Below are 15,227 nucleotides of genomic sequence, written 5' to 3'. Positions count from 1 at the left end.
CGGGGGCGGCGCTTCGCGGCGCGGCGGTGTAGGATGCGCCGCCCTGTCAGGCATGGCTCGCGGCCCCAACCCGGAAAAGGGCGGGCTTCAGCCACGCTCTTCGTCGTTTCTTGCGGGATTGGTCATGCGTCTACTTCTGTCTTTGCTGATGGCCTTCGTGATGCTGGTTCTTGCCGGCGCCGGGGGGCTGGTCTTCCTGTTCGAGCATTACGACCACGACCTGCCCGACTACACCAAGCTGGCCAACTACGAGCCGCCGGTGACCACGCGCATCTATGCCGGCGACGGGCGCCTGATGGCGGAATTTGCGTCGGAACGGCGCATCTTCGTGCCCATCGACGCCATGCCGCGGCAGGTGATGAACGCCTTCATGGCGGCCGAGGACAAGAATTTCTATGGCCACCAGGGCGTCGACCCCATCGGCATCCTGCGCGCGATCCTGACCAACATCGAGAATTTCGGCCGCGAGCGCCGGCCGGTGGGCGCCAGCACGATCACGCAGCAGGTCGCCAAGAACATGCTGCTGACCAACGAGGTGTCGTTCGCCCGCAAGATCAAGGAAGCGATCCTGGCGGTCCGCATCGAGCGGGCCTTCACCAAGGACCGCATCATCGAGCTGTACCTGAACGAGATCTTTCTGGGCAACCGTTCCTACGGCGTGGCGGCGGCGGCGCTGAACTACTTCAACAAGGCGCTGGACGAGCTGAGCATCGAGGAGGTCGCCTTCCTGGCGGCCCTGCCCAAGGCGCCGTCCAACTACAATCCCGATCGCCAGCATGACGCCGCTATAGCCCGCCGCAACTGGGTGATCGGCCGCATGGCGGAGGACGGCTACATCACGCCGGAGGAGGCGAAGGCCGCCCAGGGGCGCCCGCTGGTCACTCGTAAGCGCGACGAGCAGGAGGTGGTGACCTCCGAATATTTCGCCGAGGAGATCCGGCGCGAGCTGGTGAAGCTCTATGGCGAGCAGGCGCTGTACGAGGGTGGGCTGTCGGTCCGCGCCTCGATGGACCCGGTGCTACAGGCCACCGCCACCAAGTCGCTGCGCGACGGGCTGATCGCCTACGACCGCCGCCATGGCTGGCGCGGCCCGGTCGCCAAGATGGAGAATTTCGACAACTGGCCGAAGAAGCTGGCCGCCATGCCGCCGCCCGCTGGCTCCGAAGGCTGGAAGCTGGCGGTCGTGCTGAAGGACGATCAGGCGGATGGGCTGGACATCGGGGTGGCCGACGGCACCCGTGGCCGCATCCCGCTGTCCGAGCTGCGCTGGGCCCGCGCCTCCAAGGACGGCGACGTCGCCGGTCCGGCGATCCGCAAGCCGTCCGACGTCGCCAAGCTGGGCGACATCCTGCTGGTCGAGGCGGTGAGCGGCCCGCCGGCCAAGGACGAGGACGAGAAGCCGGCCAGAAAGACCGACAAGTCCGCTGCGAAGGAGCTGCCGCCGGGCAGCTACGGCCTGCGCCAGATCCCGCAGGTGCAGGGCGGCCTGGTGGCGCTCGACCCGCACACCGGCCGCGTGCTGGCGATGGTCGGCGGCTTCTCCCCGGCGATGAGCGTGTTCAACCGCGCCACCCAGGCGCTGCGCCAGCCCGGTTCGTCCTTCAAGCCCTTCGTCTACCTGACGGCGCTGAACCAGGGCTTCACCCCGTCGTCGCTGGTGATGGACGCTCCTTTCTCCTTCGATCCGGGCGGCGGGCAGCCGGTCTGGCGGCCCGAGAACTACAGCCACGAATTCTACGGCCCGACCCCCCTGCGCGTCGGCATCGAGAAGTCGCGTAACGTCATGACCGTCCGCCTCGCCCAGCAGATCGGCATGGACAAGGTCAAGGCTCTGGTCGAGAAGTTCGGCATCGTCGACAACCTCCAGCCCTATCTGCCGATGTCGCTGGGTGCCGGCGAAACGACGGTGCTGCGGCTCGCCACCGCCTACGCCATGCTGGACAATGGCGGCAAGCGGGTGGTGCCGACCTTCATCGACCGTGTGCAGGACCGCAACGGCAAGACCGTCTTCCGCCACGACAACCGCGCGTGCGAGGGCTGCACCAACGTGAGTTGGAAGGACGGGATGGCCGTCCCCGCCGTGCCCGACACCCGCGAGCAGGTGAACGACCCGCGCACCACCTACCAGATCGTCTCGATCCTGGAAGGCGTGGTCCAGCGCGGCACCGCGGCGGCGCTGAAGTCGCTGGGCAAGCCGCTGGCCGGCAAGACCGGCACCACCAACGACAGCCACGACGCCTGGTTCATGGGCTTCTCGCCCGATCTGGTGGTCGGCACCTACATCGGCTTCGACCAGCCGCGCTCGCTGGGCAGCCACGAGACCGGCGGGTCCGCCGCCGTTCCGGTGTTCAAGGAGGTCATGCAGGTGGCGCTGAAGGACAAGCCGGCGACGCCGTTCCGCGTGCCGCCCGGCCTGCGCCTCGTCCGCGTCAACCCGGCCAACGGCCAACTGGCCCAGTTCGGCGACAACCGCGCCATCTGGGAAGCCTTCCTGCCGGGCACCGAGCCCAACCCGGACCAGCCGCAAATGGTGCTGGACGGATCCTCGCAGGGTGCCGGCGCCATGATGGGCGGCGACCCGAACGCCGCCGGCTTCGGGGCCCAGCAGCCGGGGATACCGGCCCCGCCCGCCGCGGCGACGCTGGGAACCGGCGGGCTGTACTGAGCCGAAAAGAGAAAGGGGCGCCCACTGCGGGCGCCCCTTTTTCTTTGGCTACAGCGACGGTGCTCAGGCGATCAGTGCGTCGTGTTTCCGGTTCCCGACAGCGACGCCATCGCATCGACCGGACAGCTGCCGAGCGGGCGCAGGTCGGGTTCCATCGCCGCGAACATCGCGCGCACGCCGTCCTCGTTGACGTGCAGGGCGTCCATGAACAGCTCGTCCTTGTCCACCGCGCGGCGGGCGTCGATCACGGTGACGCCGGCGGGCAGGCGGCCCTTCAGGTCGGCGAAGAAGGCGTCGAAATTCTTCAGCTTGCCGGCATAGGTCGGGAAATAGGGGGTGATGACCACCGCCACCCGGGTGCCCTGCGCCTGGGCGTTGGTGATGATGTGGTCCAGCGCCTGCCAGTTGGCGGCATCGGCGGTCATCGTCTCCTCCGGTGCGGCGGCCAGTTGCGCCTTCATCGGGTCCGGGATGGCGCCCACCAGGGTGCGGTCGGCGGCGGGCTTCACCAGCCCGGCGATCAGCCGCATGGTCTGGTTGTTGTTGAAGGTCATCAGGTTGAAGGCGTGGTTGGCCATCCACAGCTCCTGGTTTTCCTGACGGACGAAGGCGTCGATCCGCTGCGAGTAGTAGGCCAGCAGCGGCAGGTCGGCCAGATCATGCGGGTTGTCGACCAGGCCGGTCGGCTCCAGCACCAGCAGGCGCGGCGCGCCGTGCCGCTCGACGTAATCGTCCCACAGCAGGGCCGACAGGACGGTCGGCGCCCCGCCCATGCCGAGGTTCAGCGCCCGGCCGCAGGTCATGTCCTGAAGTGCCGACACGGGGAAGTGGTTGTCCGCCCGCGAGTTGCCGAGCACCAGCACGTCGGCCGGGCCGCTGGCCGGCTTGGCGGCGGAGCCGGTCGCCGGACCGTTGGCCGGCCGCGGCTGCGTCGTCAGGGCGGCCTTCACCAGCAGGGCGTTCGGCTGCTCCTCCTGGCCGGCGGGCGGCTTGACGCCCGGCTTGACGCCCTGATTGATGGCGGGCTGCGCCTCCGCCTCGAACGGGCGGTAGACCGTCATGAAACGGTCGCTGGAACGCAGCAGCAGATCGCCCAGCGCCGAGGCCAGAACCCGGTCCATCGCGGTGACGGTGGCGAGGATCAGCGCGATGCAAGCCAGAAGGCGGTACATGGGGAGGTCTCCGTCCGGTCAGAACTGGAAGTAGATGAAGGCGTGGTTGGCGAAGCTGCCGAACAGCAGCATCACCAGGATCAGGGCCGAGCAGGCCATCGAGCGGGCCACCACATTGGTCCCGGCATAGCGGCGGCCGGCGCCGCGCTCGACCATCATGTCGACCAGCAGAACGATCAGGCCGGCAACGGCGACGCGGATCAGCGTGCTGGCCTGCTGGTTGCCCTGCTGGAGGCCGAAATCGCCATGGCCGATGATGCCGAGGATGGTCCAGACGGTTTGCAGGTTATCGGCGCGGAAGGGCAGCCAGGTCAGCGTCACCACCATGAAGACGAGGCCGATCATCACCAGCCGCCCGGCGGCCAGCATCGGGCCGCTGAGGCGCACCGGGCTGGCGGCGGCCAGCCGGCGGGCGCCATCCTCAACCAGCATCAGGCCGCCATGCATCGCGCCCCACAGCACGAAGGTCCAGTTGGCGCCGTGCCAGAGGCCGGAGATCAGCATGGTGATGACGACGTTGCGGATGCGCAACCAGCGCGTGCGGCTTCCGCCCATCGGCACATAGAGATAGTCGCGGAACCAAGTGGACAGCGAGATGTGCCAACGCCGCCAGAAATCGCGCATGCCGGTGGCGAAGTAGGGGCGGGCGAAATTCTCGCACATGGTGTAGCCGAAGATCTGCGCCAGCCCGATGGCGATCAATGAATAGCCGGCGAAGTCGCCGTAGATTTGCAGGGAGAAGCAGACCAGCCCGATCACATGCTGGAGCGCGTTGAAGAACTCCGGCTGATGGAAGCGGGCGTCGACCACCACGGCGGCGTTGTCGGCCAGTCCGATTTTCAGGAAATAGCCCCAAATCACCTTTTCCAGCCCGGCGAAGCGTTCCTCGAACGGGATCTCGCGCGGGCGCTGCTGGATTTGCGGCAGCAGGTCGCGCGCCCGCACGATGGGGCCGGCCACCAGCTGCGGGAAGAAGGCGACGAAGGTGGCGTAGCGCATCAGCGAGCGCTCCGGCTCCTTCACCTCGCCGGTGTAGAGGTCGATGCCGTAGCTGAGATTCTGGAAGGTGTAGAAGGAAATGCCGACCGGCAGCAGGATGTCCAGCGTCCGCCGTCCGATCTCCACCCCCAGCGAGGCCAGCGCGATCTCGGCGCTGTCGGCGAAGAAGTTATAGTATTTGAAAAAGAACAGCATGCCCAGGTTGGCGCCCAAGCTGATGAACAGGTACATCTTCTTCGTGCTGCGGTTGGGCGAGTCTGCGATCTTCAATCCGCAATAGAAGTCGATGAAGGTGCTGAGCGCCAGCAGCCCGCAGAACCGGTAATCCCAATAGCCGTAGAAGATATAGCTGGCCACCAGCAGGAAGGGCGTGAAGGCGCGCGTGCGGGCCAGCGCCATGAAGCCGGCGCTGAACACGGTGATGAACAGCAGGAAATTCAGGCTGGTGAAGCTCATCGTGCCCCCGGCAGAGGTGTCGCGCGTCCAGGCGTTCGCGCAAGGAATGCCCTGCGCGGACCAGCGCCGGGGGATGCCCGGCGTGATCGCGCAAGAAAGGTGAAGAACGACGCAGAAGATAAGCTCGATTTCGGGGAATCCCGGCTGCCGCGGTAGGGTTGTGCGGCCGGATATGGGACGTACTCTGAAATGAACCTGTCCGATGATTCCAAACGGCTAGGACCTCCAAGCAGGGGCTCGGCCATACTCGAAAGTGGCAAGCCGTCCCGGTGCGGCGGCGCGGTCCGGGACGGCCCTGCTCATTAAGGGGGTGCAAGGCGGGGGGCGAGCGGCTACATATGCAGCCGACACACCCTTCAACTCTGGCTGACGAGGAGGCACCGCCATGCGGGCCGAGATCGAAGCGGCCGCCGGCGAGATCAGAGAATCGCTGGCGCTGCTGAGGAGGCATCTTTGACTGGGACAATGCACTGCGGCGTCTCGACGAACTGAACAACCTCGCCGAGGATCCCAAGCTTTGGGACGATCCGACGCGGGCCCAGACCATCATGCGCGAGCGCACCCAGCTCGACACCTCCGTCGCCGGCTACCGCGCGCTGGAGCGTGACCTGTCCGACAGCCTGGAGCTGATCGAGATGGGCGAACTGGAAGGGGATGCCACCGTCGTCGCCGATGCGGAGGCCCAGCTCTACGGCCTGCGCGACCGCGCCAACAAGCTTCAGATCGAAAGCCTGCTGTCGGGCGAAGCCGATGCCAACGACTGCTTCGTCGAGGTGAATGCCGGCGCCGGCGGCACGGAGGCCCAGGACTGGGCGCTGATGCTGATGCGCATGTACACCCGCTGGGCGGAACAGCACGGCTACAAGACTGAATGGCTGGACGAGACGCCGGGCGAAGAGGCCGGCATCAAGTCCGCGACCGTTCAGATCAAGGGCCACAACGCCTATGGCTGGCTGAAGACCGAGGCCGGCGTGCACCGTCTGGTGCGCATCAGCCCGTTCGACAGCCAAGCGCGGCGCCAGACCAGCTTCGCGGCCGTCTCGATTTCCCCGGTGATCGACGACAAGATCGACATCGAGATCAACGAGAAGGACTGCCGCATCGACACCTACCGGGCGTCGGGCGCCGGCGGCCAGCACATCAACAAGACGGACTCGGCGGTGCGCATCACGCACATCCCGACGAACATCGCGGTGAGCTGCCAGCAGGAACGGTCGCAGCACAAGAACCGCGCCAAGGCGTGGGACATGCTGCGTGCCCGCCTGTACGAGCGTGAGCTGAAGATCCGCGAGGATGCCGCGGCCGCGCTGGAAGCCACCAAGACCGACATCGGCTGGGGCCACCAGATCCGTTCCTATGTCCTGCACCCCTACCAGATGGTGAAGGATTTGCGGACGGAGGTGGAGACCTCGCAGAGCCAGGCGGTGCTGGACGGTGCGCTCGATCCCTTCCTGGAGGCGGCACTCGCCTCCCGGATCAAGGGGCAGAGCGACGACGCGCACGCCGCCGGGGGCTGACCGGTCGGAACGGAAAAGGGCGGTCGCTTGCGGCCGCCCTTTTCGATTCGGTGCGTTTTTGGAATGCCCATCCATGGAATGCCCACCTATGGAATGGAAGGGTGGGCTCGGCTGTTTCAACAGGCTGCTACTCCAACGATGCGGAGCGACCGATCCATGAACAGATTTCTTCCGGCCCTGAGTGGTGCCGTGCTGTGTGGCGCCATGCTGCTGGCGACCCCGGCCTTTGCCGCCTGCGAAACCGACAATCTGCCCGACGAGATGCGCCGTGCCTTCATCTCGGGCGCCCAGGAGGCGTTGAACGATCACGGCTTTAACGCCGGTTCGGTCGATGGCCAGATGGGGTCGCGCACCCGGACGGCGATCCGCTCCTACCAGCGCGCGGCCAAGCTGCCGGTGGACGGCTGCGCCACCCAGGGTCTTCTCGACCACCTGAATTTCAGCCAGCCCAAGATCTACGGCCCCAACAAGCCGCGCTGATCCGGCGGCAGGGTTCAGGCCAAGGTCAGGCCAGCATGTCGAGCAGGCGCTTGCTGTTCTCCTGCGTGGCCTGGAGCACCTTGGCGTTCGCGGCGAAATCCACCTGGGCCGAGGTCAGGTCCAGCACCACGGCGGGGTCCAGGTTGCCGGCGGCGATCTGTTCCGACGCCGCTTCGGTGCGGGCCTGGGCGTCCTGAAGGCCATCGACGGCGCTGGCCTGCGGACGGTAGGGCGTGGCGGTGGTGGCCGATCCGATGTCCATGACGCGCTGTCCGGCTGGTTGAGTGGCCAGCATAAGGCGGCGGGGGTTTAGGGTTGGTGAATGGGGGAAGCGCTCACCCAGACCGTCAACTGTCCGCCATCACCGCTGCGCCAGCCAGTCGGCCAGCCGTCCGAGGAAGGCCGCGGCCTCCGCCGGGTCGTGCAGGCTCCAGGTCGCCGCCGTCTCCGCCGGGCCGTCCATCACCCGGATGCCGATCCCGTTGCCGTCGCCCCGGCCGGCCAGGGCCCGGAAGGCATCCTCGTCGGTTTCGTCGTCGCCGAGATAGATCGGCATGATACCGTCCCCCTCCAACCCCAGCGCCTCCAGCAGGGCGAGCACGGCGCGGCCCTTGTCCCAGGGCAGGTTGGGGCGAAGCTCGAACAGTTCCTTGCCGCCGGTCATGCGCAGGCGCGGCTGGGCCTCCACCACCGCGCGGACGGCGTCGGCGACCCGAGGCTTCTCCGGCGGCGCGACCTGACGGGTGTGGATGGCGATGGCGAAGCGCTTGCGCTCCACCAGCGCACCGGCAATGCCGCCGAGCCGGTCGCGCAGACTCCCATCGGCGATGTCGAGGTCGGGGACATACTCCACCCCCACCTGCCGCCGCAGGTCCGGACCGCGCAGGTCGAAGCCGTGGCTGCCGGCATAGACCAAGCCATCCACCGCCACCATCGCGGTCAGATCGTCCAAGTCGCGGCCGCTGACGAAGGCGACCGGGCAGAGCGCCGACAGCCGCAGCACCACCGCGCGCGCCTCGTCGGGCATCGCCGCCAGTTCGGGACGCGGCGCGATGGCGGCCAGCGTTCCGTCATAATCGAGGAACAGGGCGGGGGTGCGGCTGCCCAGGGATGCGGTGAAGGCATCGAATTCCGCAAAGGCGGAGGGGGGAAGGAGGGTCAAGGCTGGGTCCTCATCAGCGCCGCTGCCGGTCGGAATGCGGCGGCCGACCGATGCCGGAACGCCGCGTTGGTGTAACGGCCGGACTGCCGGAGTGGCTTGCGTTTCATAAAAAGGAATGACCCGGCTGTGGCCGATGCGCAACAGACCCCTCCAAAAGCTGCGGCCCCACACGGGGGCCGGCTTTGGGGGTTGCAGCGCCCCCCGCTTCTGGTACTGTTGCAGTGCAGCAAGCGATTGCTGCTTCGCCCTTCTTGGGCGTTTCCTCCCTAAACTCAAGGCCGCTGTTTCCAGCGGCCTTTTTCTTGCCAGAAAGCCCCCTGGGAAGGCAACCCCTGACAAAAGTCATAGCGCTGCGATCTTCCGGTCGGCAGCCGGCCGGTCGGCGCGGGAGCCGGACGGGGCCATCGCAGCGGCGCGGGTCCGGCGATTTTAAAATTCCTTTTGTTTACAAATAGATGAAGCGCTGTCTGCCGGCTCTTCGGTCCGTACCGCCGGGCGGCGGGCGTCAGCGGGAAGGCTGTGTCCCCAAGTTTGCCGGCATCGTTGGCCAGCATGCGCCCCGCAGATTTTTTTCATGCGGAGCGAGCAGGGGAGCGAAAAACCGCCGCAGGGGGAACGGAGGCACTGCCGCCGGCCGGCGAACTGTCGTATAGATCGAAGCGAAACACTTATCCGCCGTCATCCACAGGAGCCGTTCCCATGGACATCGCCATCATGGTTCTCGCCGTTGCGTTCTTCTTCTGGCAGACCATCACCGACTGAGCGCATTGCCGACCGAACCGGCATCCGACGGTCAGGCGAACGGAAAGGGCGGTCCCATCGGGCCGCCCTTTTTCCATGTAGCCAATCCCATGCCGCCAATCGGCGGGATGGCGCGTCAGTCGGCAGCGATTGGCGGTTCCAGCCGGGCATGGGCCGACGCGATCAGTTGCAACGTCTCCATGATCGAGCCGATGGCCTCGTGCAGGTCGGCCTGCTCGTCGCCGGGCAGGGTCGCCAGCACCGTCTCCAACTCGACCGCCGCGTCCTGCAGACGCGCACAGGCATGCTCCAGATGGAGGCCGGTGCCCAGGACGGCTTGCTGAGCGCTTGCGCCGGGATCATTTGCAGAATGCAAACGCGCAGCCGGTTTTCCGGCTCGCGTCGCGTTCCGGTTTGCAAAATGCAAATGAACGCTGCTGCCCGTGGCTCGCGTCCCCAATTTCTTCCGCATCATGGGCATGTCCCCCGTTCGGTCTGAGCGGAGAATGCGCAAGTCCCGTGCCACCCGTGACCGTTGGTTGCGGCAGCTGTCTTGAAAGTGGTGCTTTGGCCGGAATGCCGGTCAGTCCGGCCACAGGCGGGCGGCACCGCGCATGCCGCTTTCCGCGCCATGGCGGGCGACGGCCATCCGGGTGCGCGGATCGGCGGCCAGCGTCCAGGCGCCCCAGCGCCGCGTCACCGCCTCGCACAGGCCGGGCAGGGCGGACAGGCCGCCGCCGACCACCACCATGTCGGGGTCCAGCAGGTTCAGCACCGGCGCCAGCGCGCGGGCCAGGGCATCGGCATGCCGGGCCAGCGTGCCGGCCGCGGCGGCATCGCCGGCCTGGGCGCGGGCGGCGATCTCCGGCGGGTCCAGCGTCTCGCCGGTCAGATGGCGGTGCAGGCGCGACAGCCCGGCCCCGCACAGCATGGTTTCCAGGCAGCCGATCCTGCCGCAGCCGCAGGGCACCGGCGGGCCGTCCGCCTCCTCGCGCCAGGGCAGCGGCGCATGGCCCCATTCGCCGGCCAGCCCGTTGGCGCCGGGCAGGATGCGGCCATCCACCACGATGCCGCCACCGACCCCGGTGCCGAGGATGATGCCGAACACCACCGGACCTCCGCCGGCCGCCGCCCCGTCGGTCGCCTCCGACAGGGTGAAGCAGTTGGCATCGTTGGCGATCCGCACCGGCCGCCCGATCCGCCGCGTGGCGTCTGCGACGAGGGAATGACCCTCCAGCCAGGGCAGGTTGACCGCACGAACCCGCCCTGCGGCGACGTCGACCAAGCCGGGCAGGCTGATGCCGACACCGCCGGTTCCAGCCGGGTCCAGGGCGTTCACCGTCTCCGCCAGGGCATCCAGCGTGGCGTCATAGCCGCGGGGAGTCGGACGGCGGTGGCGGGCGAGTTCCGTCCCGTCGCGGTCAAGCGCCACGGCGGCGATCTTGGTGCCGCCCAAATCGATTCCGACTCGCATGACTGTCGCTGTCCGGATGGTGGGATATGACCGAATTTCGGCGGCAACCCTATACCCCTCCCCCGTCCGGCGGACCAGGGTTGCTTTCGCGCCGGAAGGGTCAGTCCACCCACCCCGGAAGAGAGGGGGCAACCGCCCTTTGCTCCGTCGGGGCTTGGGGGGCGCATCACTAGAGTCTCATCAGCGCATCCTTCACTGATCGGCGTCTTGAGATGTCCATGGACCGTTCTGCCCCGAAACATTCCTCGCGCGCCCGGCGCGCCGCTCCGGGCCACCACGATCCCGTTTCCGAGTCCGCCGGTGTCACGGCGGCCGAGATTCGCGATGGACTGGTGCTCGCCTTCCTGGCGCGCAAAAGGCTGCTGGTGCTGGTGGGCGACGCCGGCTCGGGCCGTCCCGCCCTGTTCCACCAGCTGGTCGAGCATGTCGAGGCCGACGGTGCCATGGCGCTGCCGGTCGCGGCGTCGGTCGGATCGGAGGTGGAGGATCTGGTCGCAGCCGCCGGCACCGGCGCCCTGCCCGATCTGGTTCCGGGGGAGAACGGCGAGACCGATTTCGACGCGCTGATCGCGGCGCTGGAAGAGCGGCTGGAGCTTGCCGGATCGGGGCTGCTGGCGGTGGACAACGCCGCCGTGCTGGCGCCGCCGGTGCTGGCCGATCTGGTCGATCTGACGCGGGCGGAGACGCCGGCCGGCCGCTTCATGCAGGTGCTGCTCTGCGGCACGCCCGAACTGGAAGGCACATTGGCGCGCGCCGGCCTGACCGACGAGTTGCGCGACATGGGCGTGATCTACCGGATGACGGCGGGCGGCGGCTTCGTCGACGATGTGCGGGAGCCTGCCCCGGCGCCCCAGCCTGTGCCCCGGCCCGCACCGATGCTGATGGTCCCGCCCCAGCCCCAGCAGGCTCCGGTGCAATCCGCCGCAACTCCGCCCGCGAACGATTGGTCTGTGGGCCAGCGCCGGGAAATCCCGCCGCAAGAGACCTGGCAGCAGGATGAGCGTTGGGAGGGCCAGGGCTGGTCGCCGGACGGCGGTCAGTCCGGTGCCATGCGGGCGCCGCGGCGGACCGCGCTCTATGCCGGGGCGGCCCTGACCACGCTGGTCCTGCTGGGGGCCGCCGGTGCCGCCATTGCCACCGCCATGCCGGGCGCCTTCCCCGACCGGGCCCTGGCCATGGTCGAGGAGAGCTGGGCCAAGGCGCGCGATGCGGTCGAGCGCACCGTGCAGGGCCTGACCGGGGCCGCGGCGCCGGCCGAGCAGCAGCATGCCGTTACGGTGCCGGTCGCACTGGCTCCCGACATGACCGCCTCTGCCGCCATCGCTCCGTCAACCGCACCGAAGACGCAGACGGCTGCCCAGCCGCCCGCCGCACCGCCGACCGCCGCCGGCACCCAGACGGTGTCGAAGCAGGCGTCGCCGGCTTCGACGGCTGTGCCGACAGCGGCGGCTCCAATTGAAACCGCGGCGTTGCCGCCGGCCCAGGCGCAGCAATCCGCCGCCAAGACCTCCGCGACCGGCAACACGGAAGCGGCGCCGGGCGTCGCCTCGCTGCCGCCGCTGGAGGACCCGTCGACGACCGTGGCGGTTCCCGCTGCTCCCCAGCCTGCCGTTCCGGATGCCGATACCGCCCAGCGCGTGCGGACGATGGTCGATCAGGCCCGCCGCCAGATCGCCGGCAAGCGCCTGACCACCCCGCCGGGCGACAACGCCTATGAGACGGTGCAGCGCATCCGCCAGATCGCGCCATCGTCGCCGGAGGCGGCGGAATTGCTGACCACCATGACGGACACCTATCGCCGCTGGGCGATGCTGGCCGAACGGGACGGTGACTGGTCGGAGACGAAGCGCTTTTACGAGCGGGCGCAGATGATCTCGCCGGAAAGCCCCGATCTGGCCGAGCGCATCCGTGCCGCGAGCGAACAGCGCGTCTATGGCGGCCCCTCCGTCGGCCCCGCCACCGGGACCGCTGTCGGCACTGTGCCGGGAAGCTCCGCGGCGCCGGTGAACGCAACCCCGGGGCTGGGCGACCGCGAGTCGGTTCTGGCCCTGCTGCGCAATCCGGCGGAGCTGTCGCGCACGCTCCAGGCGGGCGCCAGCGCCGACACGCGGCTGGACAACGGCAAGACCCTGCTGATGATCGCCGCCGAACAGGGCCTTGCGGACGCGGTGCGCGTGCTGCTCGACCGCCACGCCCGCACCGACCTGCGCACCTCCGACGGCGCCACCGCGGTGATGTACGCCGCCTGGGGCGGGCATGACGCGGTGGTCCGGGCGCTGGCCGAGGGCGGCGCCGACCTCGACACCACCAACAGCGACGGCAAGACCGCGCTGATGGCCGCCGCCGCCCGCGGCCACCAGGAGGTGGCGCGCACGCTGATCCAGCGCGGGGTGATGGTCGACCGCACCACCGCCTATGGCTGGTCGGCGCTGATGTACGCCGCCAACAACGGGCACGAGGCGGTGGCGAAGCTGCTGCTCGACAGCGGGGCGAACCCCTACCGCATGGATGCCAACGGCAACTCGGCCCTGACGCTGGGCGCGTTGCAGGGGCATGTGCAGGTGGTGGAAGCCCTGAAGCCGCGTTGATCGACGCCGGGTTGATCCTACCGGCGGATCTTGCGGGTAGCTTCTACTGGTCGAGGCGGACGGAGCCGCGCCACATCCCGGCGCTCTGTCCGCCGTTGGCGTAGTGGAAGATGCCGGGGCCGTCCGGCTGGCCGTTGCGGAACCGTCCGGCGAAGCGGCTGCCGTCATTGAAGGTCATCACGCCGAAGCCGGACATCAGGTCGCCCGACCATTCCCCTTCATAGGTCTGCCCGTTGGCGAAATGGTAGACGCCGGTTCCCTGGCGGATCGGTCGCCCGAGACCTGAATTCGACGAAGGTTGGGTCCAGCCGCCCTCGTAGCGGTCGCCACCGGAAAAGCCGTAGCTCCAGAACCGGCTGTCGGGGCGGCTGCGCGCCCGCTCCGCCGCGGTACGGGCATCGCCCAGCGCGCGCATCGCCTGCTGCTCCGCCTCCACCGCCGGGCCGTCCGGGGTCGAGAAGCTGGTGCCTGCCGGTGCGGTGGGGAAACTGCGTGGCTGTTCGGTCTGGACCGGGTCGGAGTTGCCGGTGGCAGGCGGCTCGCTGCCTTGCTCTATACCGGGATCGCCGAAGGACGGTCCGGCCTCCACCGGCCCACGGCCCCGGGCAGCCTGCGGCGACGGGTCGGCCCAGCGGGCCGACAATGTCCCCGCGGTGAGATAGCCGGTTCGCCCGGCCTGGTCGCGCACGCGCAGCCAGCTTCCTTCCGGCACCGAGTCCAGCACCGTCACGGCGCTGCCCGCCGCCAACTGGGCGACACCGCGGGCGCCGACCGCCGGCCGGTCGAACAGGACGCCCGACTTCGCCATTTCATAATTGCCGGGCGGAAGGCTGGAACCGGTCACCGCCGGCGGTTCCTTCACCGCAGCGGCGGCAGAGGGCGCAGGCGCCGCCGGAGGCGTGGCCGGCGGTTTGGCAGGGGCGGCGGCAACCGCCGGAACCAGCACCAGAGTGCTGCCCAGCCGGTCCTGCAGCCAGGGCAACTGCCGGCCGTCGCTGCGTTCGGCGACCGCACGCGCAACCTCGGCCAGCGAATCGCGGAAGGCGACACCGGGCCTGACCATCTCGCGCGCCAGCGTGGCGGTGAAGGCATCGGGTCCCTTGCCCGACTTCGGCGGCACCGGCGGCACGCCCGGACGGTGGGCATAGACGACGAACAGGCCGTCGGCCTCCATCGGCGTGCCCAGCGCACCGCCGCCGACCCGCTGGGCCAGTGCGTCGGCGACGCCGGGATCGATCACCACGATGGACTTGCGCCCGCTGTCGCGCAGGTCGCTCAGCACGCCGTCGAGGTCGAGGGCGTTGCGCGGCAGGTCGTCCGCCCCGGTGGGGGCGGCATCGGCGGGCAACAGGAATTCCCGTTCCCCCAGCCCGATGGCGAGGCCGGTGTAATAGACGAAGCCGAGGTCGGCCCCCGACAGCGCCTCGCGGAAGCGCTCCAGCGCCGATTCCATGGCGACCCGTCCGACATTGTCGGTCCGCGTCACCGAAAAGCCGGCGCTGCGCAAGGCCGACGCCATGGCCGAGGCGTTGGCGGCCGCCTGATCGAACCGGCCGTCGAGCGCGGTGTAGCGGCCGTTGTCGATGACCAGCGCCACGCGCTTGCCGGTCTCCGCCCGGGCGCCGCCCGCCTGCATGCCGCCGAAGGGCAGGGCGGCCAGCAGTGCCGCCGTCAGGACGGTCGCCTTGAGCCGGTGCCTCCACCGGCCGGCCGGGCGGCGGTCTGCATGGCTTGCGGTCGGGAGTGCGGTCTTCGTCACGGCGTTCCATCCTTCGTAATCGCGGCAGCCTGTTGCCATGGCAATGGGCATGAACCCAGGGCCAAGCCCCCACGGGCATGACCCTGGGCGCCGCCCGTTGCCGGGAAGCGTACCGCCGCGGGGAGCATATCCTTTTCCGCCAGTCTGGAGCGCCGCTCATTCGGAGCGTCGGACTGTGCCGGCGTTACCCCGCGTGGACGAGGGCGTGGGGGCG

Annotated in this window: 11 protein-coding genes; 4 read left to right on the top strand and 7 right to left on the bottom strand. The window is 68.9% G+C overall.

Annotation, left to right across the window (positions count from 1 at the left end; all coding sequences use genetic code 11):
- Window positions 1-124: 124 nt before the first annotated feature.
- The gene (locus tag CRT60_RS32610; RefSeq protein ID WP_098740526.1) at window positions 125-2,665 is read left to right on the top strand and encodes a penicillin-binding protein 1A; all 2,541 of its coding nucleotides are present in this window, start codon (window positions 125-127) and stop codon (window positions 2,663-2,665) included.
- A 71-nt stretch (window positions 2,666-2,736) separates the two neighbouring features.
- Here the strand turns inward: CRT60_RS32610 and CRT60_RS32605 are convergent, their stop codons facing one another.
- Together CRT60_RS32605 and CRT60_RS32600 are read right to left on the bottom strand one after the other, a co-directional pair.
- A complete protein-coding gene (locus tag CRT60_RS32605) occupies window positions 2,737-3,837 on the bottom strand; it encodes an SGNH/GDSL hydrolase family protein (RefSeq protein ID WP_098740525.1) in 1,101 nt (366 codons plus the stop codon).
- 18 nt (window positions 3,838-3,855) lie between these two features.
- Window positions 3,856-5,292, bottom strand: coding sequence for an MBOAT family O-acyltransferase (locus tag CRT60_RS32600; RefSeq protein ID WP_098740524.1), 1,437 nt, complete (start codon window positions 5,290-5,292; stop codon window positions 3,856-3,858).
- 385 nt (window positions 5,293-5,677) lie between these two features.
- On the opposite strand from CRT60_RS32600, the gene prfB reads away from it, so the two are divergent.
- A protein-coding gene (prfB, locus tag CRT60_RS32595) for a peptide chain release factor 2 (protein WP_098740523.1) occupies window positions 5,678-6,809 on the top strand; the annotation gives its coding sequence in 2 pieces (ribosomal slippage) (window positions 5,678-5,746 and window positions 5,748-6,809; 1,131 coding nt in all).
- Between the two features lie 156 nt (window positions 6,810-6,965).
- On the top strand, window positions 6,966-7,289 hold the full coding sequence (locus CRT60_RS32590) for a peptidoglycan-binding domain-containing protein (RefSeq protein ID WP_244592880.1): 324 nt from the start codon (window positions 6,966-6,968) through the stop codon (window positions 7,287-7,289).
- Window positions 7,290-7,314: 25 nt separating this feature from the next.
- Here the strand turns inward: CRT60_RS32590 and CRT60_RS32585 are convergent, their stop codons facing one another.
- From CRT60_RS32585 to CRT60_RS32570, 4 genes are all read right to left on the bottom strand, one after another.
- On the bottom strand, window positions 7,315-7,551 hold the full coding sequence (locus CRT60_RS32585; RefSeq protein WP_098740522.1) for a hypothetical protein: 237 nt from the start codon (window positions 7,549-7,551) through the stop codon (window positions 7,315-7,317).
- Between the two features lie 99 nt (window positions 7,552-7,650).
- A complete protein-coding gene (gene otsB, locus CRT60_RS32580; RefSeq protein ID WP_098740521.1) occupies window positions 7,651-8,451 on the bottom strand; it encodes a trehalose-phosphatase in 801 nt (266 codons plus the stop codon).
- Between the two features lie 877 nt (window positions 8,452-9,328).
- Entirely contained in the window at window positions 9,329-9,568 is a 240-nt protein-coding gene (locus CRT60_RS32575; RefSeq protein WP_244592879.1) for a hypothetical protein, read from the bottom strand.
- A gap of 207 nt (window positions 9,569-9,775) precedes the next feature.
- On the bottom strand, window positions 9,776-10,666 hold the full coding sequence (locus tag CRT60_RS32570) for an ROK family protein (RefSeq protein WP_098740520.1): 891 nt from the start codon (window positions 10,664-10,666) through the stop codon (window positions 9,776-9,778).
- Between the two features lie 218 nt (window positions 10,667-10,884).
- Here CRT60_RS32570 and CRT60_RS32565 point away from each other — a divergent pair, with 218 nt between their 5' ends.
- Complete coding sequence (locus CRT60_RS32565; RefSeq protein ID WP_098741146.1) at window positions 10,885-13,254, top strand: ankyrin repeat domain-containing protein; 2,370 nt, start codon at window positions 10,885-10,887, stop codon at window positions 13,252-13,254.
- 43 nt (window positions 13,255-13,297) lie between these two features.
- On the opposite strand, the gene CRT60_RS32560 is transcribed toward CRT60_RS32565, so the two are convergent.
- Window positions 13,298-15,013 (bottom strand): caspase family protein, encoded by a 1,716-nt coding sequence (locus CRT60_RS32560; protein ID WP_244592878.1) that lies wholly within the window; start codon window positions 15,011-15,013, stop codon window positions 13,298-13,300.
- Between the last annotated feature and the right edge of the window lie 214 nt (window positions 15,014-15,227).

This window comes from Azospirillum palustre, assembly GCF_002573965.1.
Classification (GTDB): Bacteria; Pseudomonadota; Alphaproteobacteria; order Azospirillales; family Azospirillaceae; genus Azospirillum; species Azospirillum palustre.
Note: the sequence above shows the minus strand (reverse complement) of the source record. Positions and strands in the feature narration are given on the sequence as shown.

Coding starts and splice junctions, on each gene's coding strand:
- CRT60_RS32610 (WP_098740526.1), top strand. CDS start 125: ATGCGTCTACTTCTGTCTTTGCTGATGGCCTTCGTGATGCTGGTTCTT.
- CRT60_RS32605 (WP_098740525.1), bottom strand. CDS start 3,837: ATGTACCGCCTTCTGGCTTGCATCGCGCTGATCCTCGCCACCGTCACC.
- CRT60_RS32600 (WP_098740524.1), bottom strand. CDS start 5,292: ATGAGCTTCACCAGCCTGAATTTCCTGCTGTTCATCACCGTGTTCAGC.
- CRT60_RS32590 (WP_244592880.1), top strand. CDS start 6,966: ATGAACAGATTTCTTCCGGCCCTGAGTGGTGCCGTGCTGTGTGGCGCC.
- CRT60_RS32585 (WP_098740522.1), bottom strand. CDS start 7,551: ATGGACATCGGATCGGCCACCACCGCCACGCCCTACCGTCCGCAGGCC.
- CRT60_RS32570 (WP_098740520.1), bottom strand. CDS start 10,666: ATGCGAGTCGGAATCGATTTGGGCGGCACCAAGATCGCCGCCGTGGCG.
- CRT60_RS32565 (WP_098741146.1), top strand. CDS start 10,885: ATGGACCGTTCTGCCCCGAAACATTCCTCGCGCGCCCGGCGCGCCGCT.